The sequence below is a fragment of the Nocardioides sp. HB32 genome, from assembly GCF_054058995.1.
Window position 1 is genome coordinate 2814835 of record NZ_JBSSBS010000001.1, and the last position, 16040, is coordinate 2830874.

Below are 16040 nucleotides of genomic sequence, written 5' to 3' on the forward strand. Positions count from 1 at the left end.
CCGTACGGAAATCGATGAGACCCGCGACCACCCGCGCGGCAGACTGAGCCGGTGCTCCTGACCATCACGACGACGCACGTCCCGGCAACCGACCTCGGCCACCTCCTGCACAAGCACCCCGACCGGGTCCAGGAGTTCCGCCAGTCCTTCGGGACCGCCACCGTCTTCTACCCCGAGGCCGACGACCGGCGCTGCACGGCGGCCCTGGTGCTCGACGTCGACCCCGTCCGGATGGCCCGGTCGCGCACGAAGTCGGCCGACTTCAGCCTCGCGCAGTACGTCAACGACCGCCCGTACGCCGCCTCCTCTCTGCTCGGCGTCGCGCTCGCGGACGTCTTCAGCACGGCCCGCGCGGGCATCTGCAAGAGCCGCCAGGACCTCGCCGACACAGCGATCCCGCTGGAGCTCGGCATCCCCGTGCTGCCATGTCGCGGCGGGTCCGACGTCGCGCACCGCCTCTTCGAGCCGCTCGGCTGGACCGTCGACGCCGTACCGATCCCGCTCGACGACGACCTCGACTGGGGTGACTCCCGCTACGTCCGGCTCACGCTCTCCGGCACCGTCCGGCTCGCGGACGCACTCAACCAGCTGCACGTCCTGCTGCCCGTGCTCGACGAGTCCAAGCACTACTGGCAGGGCGCCGACGAGGTGGACAAGCTGCTGCGCTCGGGCGGCTCCTGGCTGCTCGAGCACCCCGAGCGCGAGCTGATCACCCGGCGCTACCTCGCCCGCAGCCACCGCCTCACCGCCGACGCGCTCGTGCGGCTCGCCGAGCTCGGGGACGACGTCGAGGAGGCCCTCGAGCCCGAGCCGTCCGGGCGCCGCGTGGCGCTGAACGTCCAGCGCCACGACGCGGTCCTCGCCGTCCTCGAGGAGCTCGGCGCCCGGTCGGTCATCGATCTCGGCTGCGGCGGCGGCCGCCTGCTCCAGCGTCTCGTCGAGCGGCCGGGGCTCGACCGGATCACCGGGGTCGACGTCTCGTCGACGTCGCTGAGGGTCGCCGGCCGCCGGCTCGGGCTGGAGCGGATGGCGGAGCGGCAGGCCGAGCGGATCACGCTGTTCCAGGGCGCGCTCACCTACACCGACGAGCGCTTCGCGGGGTACGACGCGGCGGTGCTGATGGAGGTCGTCGAGCACGTCGACCCGGAGCGGCTGCCGGCGATCGAGCGGGTCGTGTTCGGCCAGGCCCGGCCGGCTGCGGTCGTGCTGACCACGCCGAACAGCGAGTACAACGACCGGTACGACGGCCTCGCCGGCTTCCGCCATCCCGACCACCGGTTCGAGTGGTCCCGGGCGGAGTTCGCGACCTGGTGCGAGCGGGTCTGCGCCGAGCACGGCTACACGGTCGAGATCCGGGGGATCGGCGACGTGGACCCGGACCGCGGCGCACCGACCCAGCTGGGGGTGTTCCGCCGTGCGTGAGATCACCGTGCCCGCCCTCGGCCTGGTCCTGCTGGTCGGGGTGTCCGGGAGTGGCAAGTCCACGTTCGCCGCCCGGCACTTCCGCCCGACCCAGGTGATCTCGAGCGACTTCTGCCGAGGCCTGGTCGCCGACGACGAGAACGACCAGGACGCCACGCCCGACGCCTTCGACGTCCTGCACTACATCGTCGGGACCCGCCTGCGCCGCGGCCTGCTCACCGTCGTCGACGCCACCAACGTCCAGCGCAACGCCCGCGCGGCCCTGGTGCGGCTCGCGAAGGACCACGACGTCCTGGTGGACGCGATCGTGCTCGACGTACCCGAAGCGGTCGCGGTCGACCGCAACCGCGAGCGCCCGGACCGCGACTTCGGCGGCCACGTGGTGCGCCGCCAGCAGCGCGACCTGCAGCGGTCCCTCAAGGGGCTTCGCAAGGAGGGCTTCCGCAAGGTCCACGTGCTCGGGCCGGACGAGGTCGACGACGTCACGATCGGCCGCGAGCGGTCGTGGAACGACCGTCGCGACCTCGCCGGACCATTCGACGTCATCGGTGACGTGCACGGCTGCGCCTCCGAGCTGCGCACGCTGCTGGGCGAGCTCGGGTGGGTGGTGGAGCCGGGGGGTGCCCATCACCCCGAGGGCCGTACGGCGGTGTTCGTCGGGGACCTGGTCGATCGCGGCCCGGACACCCCGGGCGTGCTGCGGTTGGTGATGGGCATGGTCGCCGCCGGCACCGCGCTCTGCGTCTCCGGCAACCACGAGGCCAAGCTCGTGCGCGCGCTGCGGGGCGCCGACGTGCGCACCACCCACGGCCTGGCCGAGTCGCTCGACCAGCTCGCCGGCGAGACCGACGAGTTCCGGCAGGCGGCGCTGCGGTTCATGGACGGCCTGATCAGCCACTACGTGCTCGACGAGGGTCGCCTGGTCGTCGCGCACGCCGGCCTCAAGGAGGCCTACCACGGCCGCTCGTCGGCCCGGGTCCGCTCGTTCGCGCTGTACGGCGACACCACCGGCGAGACCGACGAGTTCGGGCTGCCGGTGCGCTACCCGTGGGCGCAGGAGTACCGCGGTACGGCGATGGTCGTCTACGGGCACACGCCGGTCCCGGCGGCGGAGTGGGTCAACAACACGATCTGCCTCGACACCGGCGTGGTGTTCGGCGGCCACCTGACCGCGCTGCGCTACCCGTCCCGCGAGCTGGTGCGGGTGCCCGCGGAGCGGACCTGGTTCGAGCCGGTCCGGCCGCTGGTCGCCCCGACGACCGAGCGCGAGGCCACGGCGCTCGACATCCGCGACGTCGCCGGCGACCACTGGCACGACACGGAGCTCGCGGGCCGGGTGAAGGTCCCGGCCGAGAACTCCGCGGCCGCGCTGGAGGTGATGAGCCGGTTCGCCGTCGACCCGCGGTGGCTGGTCTACCTCCCGCCGACCATGGCGCCGGCCCCGACCGCGACCGAGGGCGACCTGCTCGAGCACCCGGAGCGAGCCTTCGCCGACTATGCGAAAGCCGGCGTCACCGCCGTCGTGTGCGAGGAGAAGCACATGGGCTCCCGGGCGATCGCCGTCCTCGCCCGCGACGCCGACACCGCCGAGCGGCGGTTCGGGGTGGCCGACGGCTCCACCGGTGCCGTGTACACCCGCACGGGCCGCGCGTTCTTCCCCGACCGGACGCTCCAGGCCACTCTCGTCGACCTCCTGCGCGAGGCGGTCGAGCCACTGTTCGACCGGGTGGGGAGCGACTGGCTGGTCCTCGACTGCGAGCTGCTGCCGTGGTCGGCGAAGGCCCGCGGCCTCATCGAGGAGCAGTACGCCTCCGTCGGTACCGCGGCACTCCACGCCCTGCCCGCCCTCGCGGACGTGCTCTCCACCGCGTCCCGGCGCGGGCTGGACGTCGACGCGCTGGCCCGGCGTACCGGGAGACGGCTCGCCAACGCGCAGGCGTTCCGGGACGCGTACGCCGCCTACGTGCGCCCCTCCGACGGGCTCGACGGCATCACGCTCGCGCCCTTCCACGTGCTCGCCGCCGAGGGCCGGCTGCTCGCCGTCGACGAGCCCCACCCGTGGCACCTAGAGCGCCTCGGCGCGCTGTCCTCGCCGCTGCTCACGCCGACCCGCAGCATCCTGGTGGACCTGTCGTCCGCGGCCGAGCGGGAGGCCGGCGTCCGGTGGTGGACCGAGCTCACGTCCACCGGCGGCGAGGGCATGGTCGTGAAGCCCGCGCACCCGGTCGGCCGCGGCGTCCAGCCCGGCCTCAAGGTGCGCGGGCCGGAGTACCTGCGGATCATCTACGGTCCCGACTACCTCGACTCCGTCGAGGAGCTCCGCAACCGCAACCTCGGCCGCAAGCGGAGCCTCGCGGAGCGTGAGCACGGGCTCGGGATCGAGGCGCTGCGCCGGTTCGTCGGGGCCGAGCCGCTGTGGCGGGTGCACGAGGCGGTGTTCGGCGTCCTGGCCCTGGAGTCCGAGCCGGTGGACCCCCGGCTGTGACGCGACCCACGGAGCCGGGTTCGCCGCGCTGTGGCAGACTCGTCCCGACGAGCTAGCAGCTCGCGTGCTCTGGGGTCGGTGAAATTCCGAGCCGGCGGTAACAGTCCGCGACCCGGTCACAGCCAGTGGCCGGTTGACCAGGTGGGATTCCTGGACCGACGGTCAAAGTCCGGATGGGAAGCGCACGCAGGTGTCGTCACGCGTACGTCGTACGCGTGGGACCCGTCAGCCCCGGAGTCCGCGACCGGACACGAGGGGCACCAGATGGCGTTCAGCCCGGCCGAGCAGGCCGCGATGCGGCGCGCCCTCGAGCTGGCCGCGACCCCAGGCGTCCCGCTCGGGCCGAACCCGCGCGTCGGGTGCGTGCTGCTCGACGACACCGGCGCGACCGTCGCCGAGGGCTTCCACCGCGGCGCCGGCACCCCTCACGCCGAGGTCGACGCGCTCGCCCGAGCCGGCGACCGGGCCCGCGGCACCACCGCCGTCGTGACCCTCGAGCCCTGCAACCACCACGGCCGCACCGGCCCGTGCGCGCAGGCGCTGGTCGAGGCCGGCGTACGCCGCGTGGTCTTCGCGCAGGACGACCCCAACCCGGCCGCCGCCGGCGGCGCCGACACGCTGCGCGCGGCCAGCGTCGACGTCGAGTCGGGACTTCTGACGGTTGAATCGGGACTTCTGAACAGGTTCTGGGCCTTCGGCGTGCGTCACGGGCGGCCGTTCGTCACCTGGAAGTTCGCGACCACCCTCGACGGGCGCAGCGCCGCGGCCGACGGCACCAGCCGCTGGGTGAGCTCGCCCGCCGCGCGGGTGGACACCCACCGGCTCCGCGCGCAGTGCGACGTGATGCTGGTCGGCGCCAACACCGTCGCGGTCGACGACCCGCTGCTCACCGTCCGCGACGAGCACGACCGGCCGCTGGCACACCAGCCGCTGCGTGCGGTGATGGGGGAGCGCGACCTGGACCCCGGGCGGCGGGTGTTCAACGCCGACGCGGAGTCGGTGCACCTGCGCACCCGCGACCCGAAGACCGCGCTCGCCGAGCTGCACGACCTCGGCCGCCAGCACGTCTTCCTGGAGGGCGGGCCGACCCTCGCCGCGGCGTTCCTCCGCAACGGCCTCGTCGACGAGATCGTCGCGTACGTCGCGCCGATGCTGCTCGGCGCCGGCCGCTCGGCCGTCGCCGACCTCGGAATCACCACCATCGCGGATGCGTTCCGTCCCCGCGTCACCGACATCACGGTGCTGCAGGGCGACCCGCCCAACGTGCGCCTCACGCTCGCACCAGAAGGAGCCTGACATGTTCACCGGAATCGTCGAGGAGCTCGGCACCGTCGCCGCGGTCGAGGACCAGGGCGACGCGATCCGTCTCAGCATCCGCGCGACCACCGTGCTCGCGGACGCCGGTCTCGGCGACTCGATCGCGGTCAACGGCTGCTGCCTGACGGTCACGACCGTCGACGGCGACATCTGGACCGCCGACGTGATGCAGGAGACGCTCGACAAGACGAGCCTGTACGGCGTACGCCCCGGCGACACCGTCAACCTCGAGCGCGCGGTCACCGCCGACAAGCGCCTCGGCGGCCACATCGTCCAGGGCCACGTCGACGGGGTCGGGGAGGTCGTGAGCCGGACGCCCAGCGAGCACTGGGAGGTCGTCGAGATCGCCATGCCGGCCGCGCTGTCGCGCTACCTCGTCGACAAGGGCTCGATCACCGTCGACGGCGTCAGCCTCACGGTCGTCGAGGCCGGCGACGACCGGTTCACCGTGAGCCTGATCCCGGAGACCCTCGCCCGCACCACGCTCGGCACCCGGCAGCCCGGCGACCGCGTCAACCTCGAGGTCGACGTGATCGCCAAGTACGTCGAGCGCCTGCTCCCGTTCACCGGGTCCGTCCCGAGCGGAGAGAGCCGATGAGCCTCTCGACCCTGTACGACGCGCACCTGACCATCTCGGGTCACCAGATCACCTGGCGCGAGATCGTCGGCAACGCGTTCGGCTTCGCGTCCGCCGTCGGGGGCCTGCGCCGACGGGTGTGGGCGTGGCCGGTGGGCATCGTCGGCAACGTCCTGCTGTTCACGGTGTTCGTCGCCGCGACCTTCGACGCCCAGGCGCAGCAGCCGTTGTTCGGGCAGGCCGGGCGACAGGTCTTCTTCGTCATCACCAGCATCTACGGCTGGTACCGATGGAACGAGCAGAAGCGGCTGCACCAGGAGCTGGGTGCCGGGGGAGACGCGCCGGCGATCGACCCGCGCTGGGCCACCGCGCGCGAGCGGGTCGCCTACCTGGTCGCCGCGGCGGCCGGCGTCCTCGTGTGCCAATGGGTGTTCAGCGTCGTCGGCGCGGGCTGGCCGGCACCGCGCTGGTACTACTGGTGCGACGCGTGGATCTTCGTGGGCTCGATGCTCGCGACCTACGCGATGGCCTGCGGGTGGAACGACTTCTGGCTGGCCTGGATCGCCGTCGACCTCGTCGGCGTACCGCTGCTGTGGCACTCCGGCTACTACCCGTCGGCGATCCTCTACGTCTTCTACGGCGGCCTGTGCGTCGTCGGGTTCGTCACCTGGTGGCGCGCCACCCGCTCGCCGGCCACGCCCGGACCCGTCCCCGAGGAGGTGCCGGCATGAGCCAGCACGAGAAGATCCAGCTCGACACCGTCGAGCGGGCGATCGCCGACATCGCCGCCGGCAAGGCGGTCGTGGTCGTCGACGACGAGGACCGCGAGAACGAGGGCGACATCATCTTCGCCGCCAGCAAGGCGACACCGGAGCTGATGGCGTTCACGATCCGCTACAGCAGCGGCGTGATCTGCGTGCCGATGCCGGCCGACATGCTGGACCGGCTCGAGATCCCGCTGATGACGCCGCACAACAAGGACCGACTGCGCACGGCGTACACGATCTCGGTCGACGCCCGCGACGGCGTGACCACCGGCATCTCCGCCGCCGACCGGGCGCACACCGTGCGCGTGCTGGCCGACTCGGCGACGGAGCCGTGGGAGGTCACCCGGCCGGGGCACGTGTTCCCGCTCCGCTACCGGGAGGGCGGCGTGCTGGTGCGCCGCGGCCACACCGAGGCGGCGGTCGACCTGGCCACGCTCGCCGGCCTGACCCCTGCCGGCGTGCTGGTCGAGGTCGTGAACGACGACGGCACCATGAAGCGCGGCCCCCAGCTGCGCGAGTTCGCCGACGAGCACGGCCTGGCGATGATCTCGATCGACGACCTGGTCCGCTACCGGCGCCGGCACGAGAACCTCGTCGAGCGGGTCGCCGAGACCCGGCTGCCGACCCGGCACGGTGAGTTCACGGCGTACGGCTACCGGATCACCGTGGACGACTCCGAGCACATCGCGCTCGTGTACGGCGACGTGTCGGGCGACGACCCGGTGCTCACCCGGGTTCACTCCGAGTGCCTGACCGGGGACGTCTTCGCCAGCGACCGGTGCGACTGCGGCCCGCAGCTCGAGGAGGCGCTGGAGCGGGTCGTCGCGGAGGGCCGCGGCGTCATCGTGTACCTCCGCGGCCACGAGGGCCGGGGGATCGGCCTGGTCGCCAAGCTGCAGGCCTACCAGCTCCAGGACGGCGGCCGGGACACCGTCGACGCCAACCTGGACCTCGGGCTGCCGGCCGACGCCCGCCACTACGGCACCGCCACGCAGGTGCTGCGGGATCTCGGCGTCGCCAGCGTGCGGCTGATGACCAACAACCCGGACAAGGTCGAGAACCTCGAGGACTTCGGCGTCCACGTGGCCGCCCGGGTGCCGCTGACCCCGCACCCCAACGACCACAACATCGCCTACCTGCTGACCAAGCGGGACCGGATGGGCCACGACCTGCCCAACCTCACCCAGGACCTCACCCAGGACGGAGCCTGACATGGCCGGACACGGCGCGCCCGACGCCGAGACCTTCGACGCCGGCGGCCTGCGGGTCGCCGTGGTCGCCGCGAGCTGGCACACCGAGGTGATGGACGGGCTGCTCGCCGGCGCGGCGCGGGCACTGGCGGACTTCGGCGCCTCCGCGCTGACCGTCCGGGTGCCCGGCACCTTCGAGCTGCCCGTCGTCGCGAGCGCGCTCGCCCGGGAGGGGTACGACGCCGTCGTCGCCCTCGGGGTGGTCGTGCGCGGCGGCACGCCGCACTTCGACTACGTCTGCAACGCCGCCACCGACGGGCTCACCCGGGTGGCGCTGGACCACACGGTCGCGGTCGGCTTCGGCGTCCTCACCTGCGACAACGAGCAGCAGGCGCTGGACCGAGCGGGGCTCGAAGGGTCTCGCGAGGACAAGGGCTACGAGGCCACCGCCGCGGCCCTGCTCACCGCCCGGACCCTGAAGGAGCTGGCGAACCACACGCCGTACGCTGGTCGACCGTGAAGACGTTCGACGAGCTCTGGGCCGAGCTGAGCGAGAAGGCGCGGTCCCGCCCCGAGGGATCCGGCACCGTCCGCCAGCTCGACGGCGGCGTCCATGCCTGCGGGAAGAAGCTGGTCGAGGAGGCCGCGGAGTCCTGGATGGCCGCCGAGCACGAGGGCCGCGACCGTGCCGCCGAGGAGATCAGCCAGCTGCTCTACCACGCCCAGGTGCTGATGCTGGCCGCCGGCATCGAGCTCGACGACGTCTACGCACACCTCTGAGGATCCACTCATGGCACTGCTCCGCATCGCGGTCCCGAACAAGGGATCGCTCTCCCAGTCGGCGTCCGAGATCCTGCGCGAGGCCGGCTACCGGCAGCGCGACGACGCCAGGCAGCTGACGCTCACCGACACCGAGAACGGCGTCGAGTTCTTCTACCTGCGCCCGCGCGACATCGCCCTGTACGTCGGCGAGGGCACCCTCGACGTCGGCATCACGGGCCGTGACCTGCTCCGGGACTCCGGCGCCAAGGCCGAGGAGGTGCTGGGCCTGGGCTTCGGTCGCAGCCGGTTCCGGTTCGCCGGACCCGCCGGGAGGTACGACGACCTGGCGCAGCTCGCGGGCGCGCGGATCGCGACGTCGTACGTCGGCGTCGTGCGGTCGTTCCTCGAGGAGCGTGGCATCGACGCGACCGTGACGCGGCTGGACGGCGCCGTCGAGACCAGCGTCCAGCTCGGCGTCGCCGACGTGATCGCCGATGTCGTCGAGACCGGGAGCACGCTCCGCCAGGCCGGGCTCGAGGTCTTCGGCGAGACGATCCTGGACTCCGAGGCCGTGCTGATCACGCACACCGGCGCGGTCCCGGAGGGCTTCGAGGTCTTCCGGCGCCGGGTCGAGGGCGTCCTTGTGGCGCGCAGCTACGTGATGATGGACTACGACATCCCGACCGACCGGGTCGCCGACGCCGTGCGCCTCACGCCGGGCATCGAGAGCCCCACCGTCGCCCCCCTCCATCGCGAGGGCTGGTCGGCGGTGCGCGCGATGGTCCCGCGCGACGGCGCCCAGCGGCTGATGGACGAGCTGTTCGACATCGGCGCCCGCGGCATCCTGCTCACGGACATCCATGCCTGCCGGCTCTGAGTCACCGGGCGCGGTGGCGCTCCCGCACACCTGGCGGCCGTTCGGCGTCCGCCTCGCCGGCGCCGTCCTCGGCGGCGGCCTCGTGGTCGTGTGCGCGCTCGCCTGGATCGGCTTCGACGAGGAGACCCAGGCGAAGTTCACCGCGTTCGAGCGCGGCACGCTGGCGTTCTTCGGGCTGCTCGCGTTCGCCCTGTGGTTCGCGCTCGTGCGCTCCCGCGTCGTCGCCGAGCAGCAGCGGCTGGTGGTCGTGAACGGCTACCGCCGGCGCGAGTTCGAGTGGCCGCAGGTCGTCGCCGTCCGCCTCCCGCCCGGCGCTCCGTGGGTCACGCTGGACCTCGCCGACGGCACCACCGTCGCCGCGATGGGCATCCAGGGATCCGACGGCGACCGGGCCCGTAGCGCCGTCCGCGAGCTGCGCGCGGTCGTCGAGCGGCAGACGGGTGCGCGCTGAGAGACCGGCGGGAGGGGCGCTCAGACCGCCCGGATCCCCCAGGACGCCGAGAAGTCGGCGCCCGGCTCCAGCACGACGAGGTCCTCGCCGGAGCGGAACGCGTCGGCCTGCGCGGTCATCGGCTCGACCGCCAGTGACCGCCGCGCCGTCCGCGGCACGTCGTCCGCGCTGAACACCTGCAGCCAGCGGTGCGACCCGTCGACCCACAGCGCGACGCCGGCACCCGAGGACGGATCGCGCACGACCGCCGTCGCGATCCCGGAGCCGTCCCGCGACAGGTCGGTGAACGCGTCGTTGAACCCCACGTGCCGGATCGGCCGGGCAACCCGGAAGTCGTGGTCCGTGCCGGACACGTCGGACCGCCCCACGGGCAGGAGCCGGTCGTCGACCAGGGACCGCGTCGAGGCCGGGAGCGTGAGCTCCCAGCCGTCGACCGGACCCGGTCCGACCGAGAGGTACGGGTGCGCCCCGCTCGCGTACGGCGCGGCCGAGGCGGACATGTTGGTCGCCGACTGCGTCACCGTCAGCCCGTCCGCTGACAGGTCGTAGACCACGCGGAGGTCGAGGGTCCAGGGATAGCCGGTCTGCGCCATCAGCCGGTACGCCAGCGAGACCGACCGGGGGGTGTGCTCCTCCAGCGACCAGGCGACCCAGCGCGCCAACCCGTGCGAGGCGTTGTGCAGGGAGGGCTCCGTCAGCGGGAGCTGGAGGTCCCGCCCACCGAACGAGTACGCGCCGTCGCCGATCCGGTTCGGCCATGGCACCAGCAGCTGGCCGCGGCCACCCGGCGCCATCTCGTCCTCACCGAAGCCGTCGATCAGCGCCCGGCCCGTCGTACGACAGCTCCCGCAGCGCGCCACCGCTCTCCGTGACGACGGCGCGATAGCCGTCGCCGCTGATCTCGAACTGGTCACCACTGGGCGCGAGCATGCGCCTCACCCTAGGCGCGTACGACGAGGTCGGCCCGCTCCCGCGCGCCGGAGCGGGCGAAGTGCTCGTGCTCGTCGATCGCCCACTGCCGCAGCTCGGGCTCGTGCGCCGCACCGTCGCGCGCGAGCGCTCGCCCCAGCCGCTCGGACGCGGGGGCCTCCACCCACACCAGCACGGTCACCAGCTCGTCGAACGCGGGGGAGTAGGACCCCACGCCCTCGACCACGAGGAGGGGGGTCGGCGGCACGACCACCGTCTCGGCGTACGCGCCCGCGTCCCAGTCGTAGCGCCGGTAGGTCCCGGCGCTCCGCGACGCCAGCGGCACCAGGAGCGACGCGAGCTGCGAGTCGACGGTCGGCAGCCCGCCCCAGCCGTCGTACAGGTGGTCCATGTGCACGACGCGCACGCCCGGTCCGACGAGCGAGAGCGCGAGCGTCGTCTTGCCCGACCCGGACGGCCCGTCGATGCAGATCAGCCGAGCCGGCCCGAGCGTCGCCGGTCGCTTCCGGGCGAGGTCGAGGACCCGCTCAGAAGGACTGTCCACACCCGCGGTAGCTCGGCACCGAGTCGACGAACTCGTCGCCCGCGAGCAGGTGCACGGTCGTCGCGTGCTCGAAGACCTCGCCGGACTTCCCGTGACGGAACCACACCAGGTCCCCGATCTCGAGCCGCGCCGCGGACGGACCGGTCAGCGGGGTCTGCACCTCGCCGGCGCCCTCCAGGCCGGTGAGCTCCAGCCCGGCCGGCGCCCACGGCGTCGGCAGCCGGTCGGCGCCGATCGGGCCGGACGCGATCAGCCCACCACCGTGCACCGTCGCCATCTCGGCGGTCGGCTTGCGGGTCACCGGCAGGCCGAAGTACGACGCCGGGCGCGGCGCGAACGAGCGGTAGTGGTCGAACAGCGTCGGCACGAGCAGCCCGGAGCCGGCCGCGATCTCGGTCACGACCGGGTCGGCCGCGGTCTCCTCGACGGAGCCGGAGCCGCCGCCGTTCCAGAACTCCAGGTCTGCGACGTCCGCGAGGGCCGCGGCGACCTCACGACGGCGTACGGCGAGCTGGTTGATCGACAGCGACTTCACCCGCCGCACGATCGCCGACCGGGCACGTGAGGTCGGGACCGCGTCCTGGACGCCCGCGACCTGGCCCTCGTAGGTCATCGCGCCCACGAGCCGGAATCCGGGACGAGAGCTGATCTCGCGGGTGAGCCGCAGCACCGCGGCGACGTCGCCGAGCGGCGACCGCTTCGGGCCGACGTGCTGGCGGGCGACGCGCAGGCCGGCGTCCACGTCCACCGCGACCCGCACCTGCTCCGAGGAGCTGATCCGGACCGAGTCGACCACGTCGAGGTGGGCGGGGTCGTCGACCATCAGCGTGATCGCCGCGAGCGCGGCCGGGGACGCGAGAAGCTCGGCCAGGGCGCCGCGGTCGACGGTCGGGTAGGCGACCACGATGTCGTCGCAGATGCCCTGCTGCTGCAGCCAGAGCGCCTCGCGCAGCGTGTACCCGAGCACGCCGTGCATGCCCTCCTGGGCGAGCGCCCGCTCGATCAGCACCGGCACCCGCAGCGACTTCGAGGCCACCCGGACCGGCTTGCCACCCGCACGTCGGACCAGGTCGTCGGCGTTGCGGTCGAACGCATCGAGATCGACGACGAACACCGGTGTCGGCAGCGGTACGCCCTGCTTGGCGACGGCGTCGTCCAGTCGGGACCACAGGCGGTTGCGGTCGACGGGGCTGGAGCTCAACTGATGCCTCGCTTGCGCAGGATGGCCTCGATCTCGGCCATCTCGGGGTCGGTGTCGGTGACGACGGGCGCCGATCGCGGCCCGCGTCCCGCGGGCAGCTCCTTCGCCGAGCCGTCCTGTGCCGTCCCGAGCCGGCGCGAGCGCATCATGCCGGACACCACGATCAGCACGATCCCCGCCCCGCCCAGCAGGAATCCGAACCACACCACCGGACTCAGCACGAGGTGTGCCACCCAGTCGGTCACCGCGTTCGCGATGTGCGTGAACATCTGGAGGGTCTTGGTCAGGTACGCGGCGAGCGGCAGCAGGGTGAAGCCGAGCGCGCGCATCGCGGCCACCGCCCCGTGCCGCCGGAACGCCATCCAGGTCCAGATGCCGCCGAGCACCGTGAGGCTGAGCGTGAGTGCTGCCCAGGCTGCGTCGTCCACGTGTCCAGAATCCCACACGGGCGAAGTTGGAGACGGCCCGGAGGACCGGGAGAATGGCCGCGTGACCGAGCCCGGGCAGCACCGCGTGATCCCGGACCCCGGGTTCGCCGGCGACGACGGTGCCGCCCCCGCGGCGCTGACGGCCGCGCTGACCGCCTGGGCCGCCGGCCGGTCATCGTACGCCGAGGCGCTGGCCGCGCTCGCCGCCGAGCGGGTCCTGGTGCCGGTCGTGGCCGTGCTCGGCGAGGTCGAGCACGACGAGGCGGGGCTGGCCCACGACAAGAGCAGCGACATGGCGACGGTGCTGCTCCGGGGAGCGGACGGGCGGCTCGCGCTGCTCGCGTTCACCGGCACCGAGGCCCTCGCCGCCTGGAACCCGCAGGGCCGCCCGGTGCCGGTCGCGACCACGCTCGCGGCCCGGTCCGCCGTGCAGGACGGGGCCGCCGCGCTGGTCGTGGACGTCGCCGGGCCGGTGCGCTTCGTCGTCGAGGGCGAGGACCTCGAGCGGATCGCCGACGGCTGGGCGCTCGCGCGCGCGGGGGAGCACGTCGTCTGGATTCGGCCCGACGGGGAATCTTCGGTTACCATCAAGCGTTGACCGATCTGTTCCGCCACACCCGTGACGGAGCGGATCCACAAGCGGAGGCTCGCACGATCGCCTCCCACCCGCATCGACCGCCCTGCTCCACAGGTCGTCGGGTCCGGTCCTGGAGGCTCCGGCCTCGTAGGTGGTGTACCCCGTGTGGGTGGCATCGGACTGGCTTCCGCTTGATGACAGCGGAAGCCTTTGTCGATTTCGCAGGGCCCTCGGGGGCGGCGGAGCGCAGGGACGACCGGCCACATTGCCACCAGGAGGACACATCAGCACCGAGCTTCGTATCAACGACCGGATCCGGGTTCCCGAGGTCCGTCTCGTTGGACCCAACGGGGAGACCGTGGGCATCGTCCCCACGGACCAGGCGCTCAAGCTCGCCCAGGAGGCGGACCTCGACCTCGTCGAGATCGCACCTCAGGGCAAGCCGCCCGTCTGCAAGCTCATGGACTACGGCAAGTTCAAGTACGAGAACGCGCAGAAGGCCCGCGAGGCACGCCGTAACCAGACGAACGTCGTCATCAAGGAGATGAAGCTTCGTCCGAAGATCGACGCGCACGACTACGAGACCAAGAAGGGTCACGTGGTCCGGTTCCTCCGCGCCGGCGACAAGGTGAAGATCACGATCATGTTCCGCGGTCGCGAGCAGCACCGGCCCGAGCTGGGCTTCCGGCTGCTGCAGCGCCTCGCCGAGGACGTGACCGAGCTGGGCTTCGTCGAGTCGTCCCCGAAGCAGGACGGCCGCAACATGGTCATGGTGCTCGGCCCGCACAAGAAGAAGGCCGACGCCAAGGTCGACCTGGCAGCCGACAAGGAGTCCCGCGCCGCCGAGCGCGCGGCTGTCGTGGCGGAGGAGCGCGCCGAGCGCGACGCAGCCCACGCCGCCGGACCGGTCGCCCAGAAGAAGGAGCGTGGCCGCTCCGAGAACCTCGATCCTGAGATCGAGGCCTGAGACCACACCGGACGGGGGGCGCGTCCCGGAGACGCGCCTGCCCGAGCCACCGCAGGACGACAAGAGAGATAGTGAGATGCCGAAGAACAAGACGCACTCGGGTGCGAGCAAGCGCTTCCGCGTGACGGGGTCGGGCAAGATCCTGCGCGAGAAGGCTGGCAAGCGCCACAACCTGGAGAAGAAGCCCTCCAAGGTGACCCGTCGCATGACCGGCACCGTCGAGGTCGCCAAGGCCGACGTCCCGCGCGCGAAGAAGATGCTGGGTCTCTGACCCCCCGCCCCGACCACCCGGTCGTCGAGCCCGTCTCGACCCCGGACCCCGATTTTCTGCAACAAGGAGTAAGACAGTGGCACGCGTCAAGCGGGCAGTGAACGCCCAGAAGAAGCGCCGGGTCGTCCTGGAGCGCGCCAGCGGTTACCGCGGCCAGCGCTCGCGGCTCTACCGCAAGGCCAAGGAGCAGGTCACCCACTCCCTCGTCTACAGCTACAACGACCGCCGCAAGAACAAGGGCAACTTCCGCAAGCTCTGGATCCAGCGGATCAACGCCGCGGCCCGCGCCCAGGGCATGACCTACAACCGGTTCATCCAGGGCCTGAGCCTGGCCGGTGTCGAGGTCGACCGCAAGATCCTCGCCGACCTGGCCGTCAACGACATCGCCGCGTTCAACGCGCTCGTCGAGACCGCCAAGGCCGCGCTGCCCGAGGACGTCAACGCGCCCAAGGTCTCGGCCTGAACACTCCGTTGACCGCGGGCACCCCCCTGACCCGGGGGAACGGCCGCGTCAAGGAGAGCCGGAAGCTCAGCCGCCGCTCGGAACGCTCCGAGCGGCGGCTCTTCCTTGCCGACGGCCCGAAGGCCGTCCAGGGCGCCCTCGAGGTGCCAGGCTGTGTGGTCGAGGTGTTCGCGACCCCCGCCGCGACCGCGCAGTACGCCGACCTCGCGGCCGCCGCCCCCGCGTGGACCCTGGTCGACGACGGGGCCATGGACGGGCTGAGCGACAGCGTCACCCCGGCCGGCCTGGTGGCCGTGTGCCGGTTCCTCGACCGACCCGTCGACCACGTCGTCGACGAGGCCAGGCTGGTCGCGCTCTGCGCCGACGTCCGCGACCCCGGCAACGCCGGCACCGTCATCCGCTGCGCGGACGCCGCCGGCGCCGACGCCGTGGTCCTCGCCGGCCACTCCGTCGACCCGTACAACCCCAAGACCGTCCGGGCCAGCGTCGGCAGCCTCTTCCACCTCCCGATCGCGACCGAGCCGGACCCGGCGGCCGCCGTACGTGCCGCCCGGGACGCCGGTCTCCAGGTGCTCGCGGCGGACGGCGCCGGTGAGCTCGACCTCGACCACGCCGACGACCTGCTGGCGGCGCCGACCGCCTGGCTGTTCGGCAACGAGGCCTGGGGACTCCCCGCCGTGCTCACCGACCTCGCGGACCACCGGGTCCGGATCCCGATCCACGGGCGCGCGGAGAGCCTGAACCTCTCGACGGCCGCCGCGCTGTGCCTCTACGCCTCCGCCAAGGTCCAGCGCCGCCAGTAGGGTGACCG

At 72.7% G+C, this 16040-nt stretch carries 20 protein-coding genes and 1 riboswitch; of the genes, 15 read left to right on the forward strand and 5 right to left on the reverse strand.

Annotated elements, in window-relative coordinates:
• Positions 1-51: 51 nt before the first annotated feature.
• The 10 genes from ACVW2K_RS14150 (at position 52) to ACVW2K_RS14195 (ending at position 9848) form a co-directional block, all read left to right on the forward strand.
• Positions 52-1422, forward strand: a complete 1371-nt coding sequence (locus ACVW2K_RS14150; RefSeq protein WP_457202927.1) for a 3' terminal RNA ribose 2'-O-methyltransferase Hen1 — start codon at positions 52-54, stop codon at positions 1420-1422.
• Complete coding sequence (locus ACVW2K_RS14155) at positions 1415-3907, forward strand: polynucleotide kinase-phosphatase (protein WP_457202928.1); 2493 nt, start codon at positions 1415-1417, stop codon at positions 3905-3907. The genes ACVW2K_RS14150 and ACVW2K_RS14155 overlap by 8 nt, the downstream gene beginning before the upstream one ends.
• Positions 3908-3967: 60 nt before the next feature.
• Positions 3968-4097, forward strand: a riboswitch (FMN riboswitch).
• A gap of 74 nt (positions 4098-4171) precedes the next feature.
• Positions 4172-5203, forward strand: coding sequence for a bifunctional diaminohydroxyphosphoribosylaminopyrimidine deaminase/5-amino-6-(5-phosphoribosylamino)uracil reductase RibD (gene ribD / locus ACVW2K_RS14160; protein ID WP_457202929.1), 1032 nt, complete (start codon positions 4172-4174; stop codon positions 5201-5203).
• Between the two features lies 1 nt (position 5204).
• Entirely contained in the window at positions 5205-5822 is a 618-nt protein-coding gene (locus tag ACVW2K_RS14165) for a riboflavin synthase (protein WP_457202930.1), read from the forward strand.
• Entirely contained in the window at positions 5819-6532 is a 714-nt protein-coding gene (locus tag ACVW2K_RS14170) for a nicotinamide mononucleotide transporter family protein (RefSeq protein ID WP_457202931.1), read from the forward strand. Before ACVW2K_RS14165 ends, ACVW2K_RS14170 begins: the two co-directional genes overlap by 4 nt.
• The gene (locus tag ACVW2K_RS14175; RefSeq protein ID WP_457202932.1) at positions 6529-7779 is read left to right on the forward strand and encodes a bifunctional 3,4-dihydroxy-2-butanone-4-phosphate synthase/GTP cyclohydrolase II; all 1251 of its coding nucleotides are present in this window, start codon (positions 6529-6531) and stop codon (positions 7777-7779) included. The genes ACVW2K_RS14170 and ACVW2K_RS14175 overlap by 4 nt, the downstream gene beginning before the upstream one ends.
• 1 nt (position 7780) lies before the next feature.
• Positions 7781-8278, forward strand: a complete 498-nt coding sequence (gene ribH / locus ACVW2K_RS14180; protein WP_028636721.1) for a 6,7-dimethyl-8-ribityllumazine synthase — start codon at positions 7781-7783, stop codon at positions 8276-8278.
• Positions 8275-8538 carry a phosphoribosyl-ATP diphosphatase gene (locus tag ACVW2K_RS14185; protein WP_028636720.1) on the forward strand — a complete coding sequence of 88 codons (264 nt, stop codon included), beginning with the start codon at positions 8275-8277 and terminating at the stop codon, positions 8536-8538. The genes ribH and ACVW2K_RS14185 overlap by 4 nt, the downstream gene beginning before the upstream one ends.
• A gap of 10 nt (positions 8539-8548) precedes the next feature.
• A complete protein-coding gene (gene hisG, locus ACVW2K_RS14190; RefSeq protein ID WP_457202933.1) occupies positions 8549-9397 on the forward strand; it encodes an ATP phosphoribosyltransferase in 849 nt (282 codons plus the stop codon).
• Positions 9381-9848 (forward strand): PH domain-containing protein, encoded by a 468-nt coding sequence (locus tag ACVW2K_RS14195; protein ID WP_028636718.1) that lies wholly within the window; start codon positions 9381-9383, stop codon positions 9846-9848. Before hisG ends, ACVW2K_RS14195 begins: the two co-directional genes overlap by 17 nt.
• A gap of 20 nt (positions 9849-9868) precedes the next feature.
• Here ACVW2K_RS14195 and ACVW2K_RS14200 read toward each other — a convergent pair whose 3' ends face one another.
• Genes ACVW2K_RS14200 through ACVW2K_RS14220 form a run of 5 tightly spaced genes read right to left on the reverse strand, consistent with a single transcriptional unit; the run spans position 9869 to position 12951 of the window.
• Positions 9869-10642: an aldose 1-epimerase family protein gene (locus ACVW2K_RS14200; RefSeq protein WP_457202934.1), complete on the reverse strand. Its 774-nt coding sequence runs from the start codon at positions 10640-10642 to the stop codon at positions 9869-9871.
• Positions 10643-10649: 7 nt separating this feature from the next.
• A complete protein-coding gene (locus tag ACVW2K_RS14205; protein WP_457202935.1) occupies positions 10650-10778 on the reverse strand; it encodes a hypothetical protein in 129 nt (42 codons plus the stop codon).
• Positions 10779-10788: 10 nt separating this feature from the next.
• A complete protein-coding gene (locus ACVW2K_RS14210) occupies positions 10789-11322 on the reverse strand; it encodes a uridine kinase family protein (RefSeq protein ID WP_457202936.1) in 534 nt (177 codons plus the stop codon).
• On the reverse strand, positions 11306-12523 hold the full coding sequence (locus ACVW2K_RS14215) for an amino acid deaminase/aldolase (RefSeq protein ID WP_028636715.1): 1218 nt from the start codon (positions 12521-12523) through the stop codon (positions 11306-11308). Before ACVW2K_RS14215 ends, ACVW2K_RS14210 begins: the two co-directional genes overlap by 17 nt.
• A complete protein-coding gene (locus ACVW2K_RS14220) occupies positions 12520-12951 on the reverse strand; it encodes a hypothetical protein (RefSeq protein WP_028636714.1) in 432 nt (143 codons plus the stop codon). Before ACVW2K_RS14220 ends, ACVW2K_RS14215 begins: the two co-directional genes overlap by 4 nt.
• 61 nt (positions 12952-13012) lie before the next feature.
• On the opposite strand from ACVW2K_RS14220, the gene ACVW2K_RS14225 reads away from it, so the two are divergent.
• The 5 genes from ACVW2K_RS14225 to ACVW2K_RS14245 all read left to right on the forward strand — a co-directional run bounded on the left by ACVW2K_RS14225 (position 13013) and on the right by ACVW2K_RS14245 (position 16032).
• Positions 13013-13549 (forward strand): SseB family protein, encoded by a 537-nt coding sequence (locus ACVW2K_RS14225; protein ID WP_457202937.1) that lies wholly within the window; start codon positions 13013-13015, stop codon positions 13547-13549.
• 244 nt (positions 13550-13793) lie between these two features.
• Positions 13794-14495, forward strand: a complete 702-nt coding sequence (infC, locus tag ACVW2K_RS14230) for a translation initiation factor IF-3 (protein WP_457202938.1) — start codon at positions 13794-13796, stop codon at positions 14493-14495.
• A gap of 76 nt (positions 14496-14571) precedes the next feature.
• Entirely contained in the window at positions 14572-14766 is a 195-nt protein-coding gene (rpmI, locus tag ACVW2K_RS14235; RefSeq protein ID WP_028636711.1) for a 50S ribosomal protein L35, read from the forward strand.
• A gap of 76 nt (positions 14767-14842) precedes the next feature.
• Positions 14843-15229 (forward strand): 50S ribosomal protein L20, encoded by a 387-nt coding sequence (rplT, locus tag ACVW2K_RS14240; RefSeq protein ID WP_028636710.1) that lies wholly within the window; start codon positions 14843-14845, stop codon positions 15227-15229.
• Between the two features lie 8 nt (positions 15230-15237).
• Positions 15238-16032 (forward strand): TrmH family RNA methyltransferase, encoded by a 795-nt coding sequence (locus ACVW2K_RS14245; protein WP_028636709.1) that lies wholly within the window; start codon positions 15238-15240, stop codon positions 16030-16032.
• Positions 16033-16040: the final 8 nt, after the last annotated feature.

Excerpts from the sequence above, each read along its gene's own strand:
- ribD (WP_457202929.1), top strand. The coding sequence starts at position 4,172 with ATGGCGTTCAGCCCGGCCGAGCAGGCCGCGATGCGGCGCGCCCTCGAG.
- ACVW2K_RS14165 (WP_457202930.1), top strand. The coding sequence starts at position 5,205 with ATGTTCACCGGAATCGTCGAGGAGCTCGGCACCGTCGCCGCGGTCGAG.
- ACVW2K_RS14170 (WP_457202931.1), top strand. The coding sequence starts at position 5,819 with ATGAGCCTCTCGACCCTGTACGACGCGCACCTGACCATCTCGGGTCAC.
- ACVW2K_RS14175 (WP_457202932.1), top strand. The coding sequence starts at position 6,529 with ATGAGCCAGCACGAGAAGATCCAGCTCGACACCGTCGAGCGGGCGATC.
- ribH (WP_028636721.1), top strand. The coding sequence starts at position 7,781 with ATGGCCGGACACGGCGCGCCCGACGCCGAGACCTTCGACGCCGGCGGC.
- hisG (WP_457202933.1), top strand. The coding sequence starts at position 8,549 with ATGGCACTGCTCCGCATCGCGGTCCCGAACAAGGGATCGCTCTCCCAG.
- ACVW2K_RS14195 (WP_028636718.1), top strand. The coding sequence starts at position 9,381 with ATGCCTGCCGGCTCTGAGTCACCGGGCGCGGTGGCGCTCCCGCACACC.
- ACVW2K_RS14200 (WP_457202934.1), bottom strand. The coding sequence starts at position 10,642 with ATGGCGCCGGGTGGCCGCGGCCAGCTGCTGGTGCCATGGCCGAACCGG.
- ACVW2K_RS14205 (WP_457202935.1), bottom strand. The coding sequence starts at position 10,778 with ATGCTCGCGCCCAGTGGTGACCAGTTCGAGATCAGCGGCGACGGCTAT.
- rpmI (WP_028636711.1), top strand. The coding sequence starts at position 14,572 with ATGCCGAAGAACAAGACGCACTCGGGTGCGAGCAAGCGCTTCCGCGTG.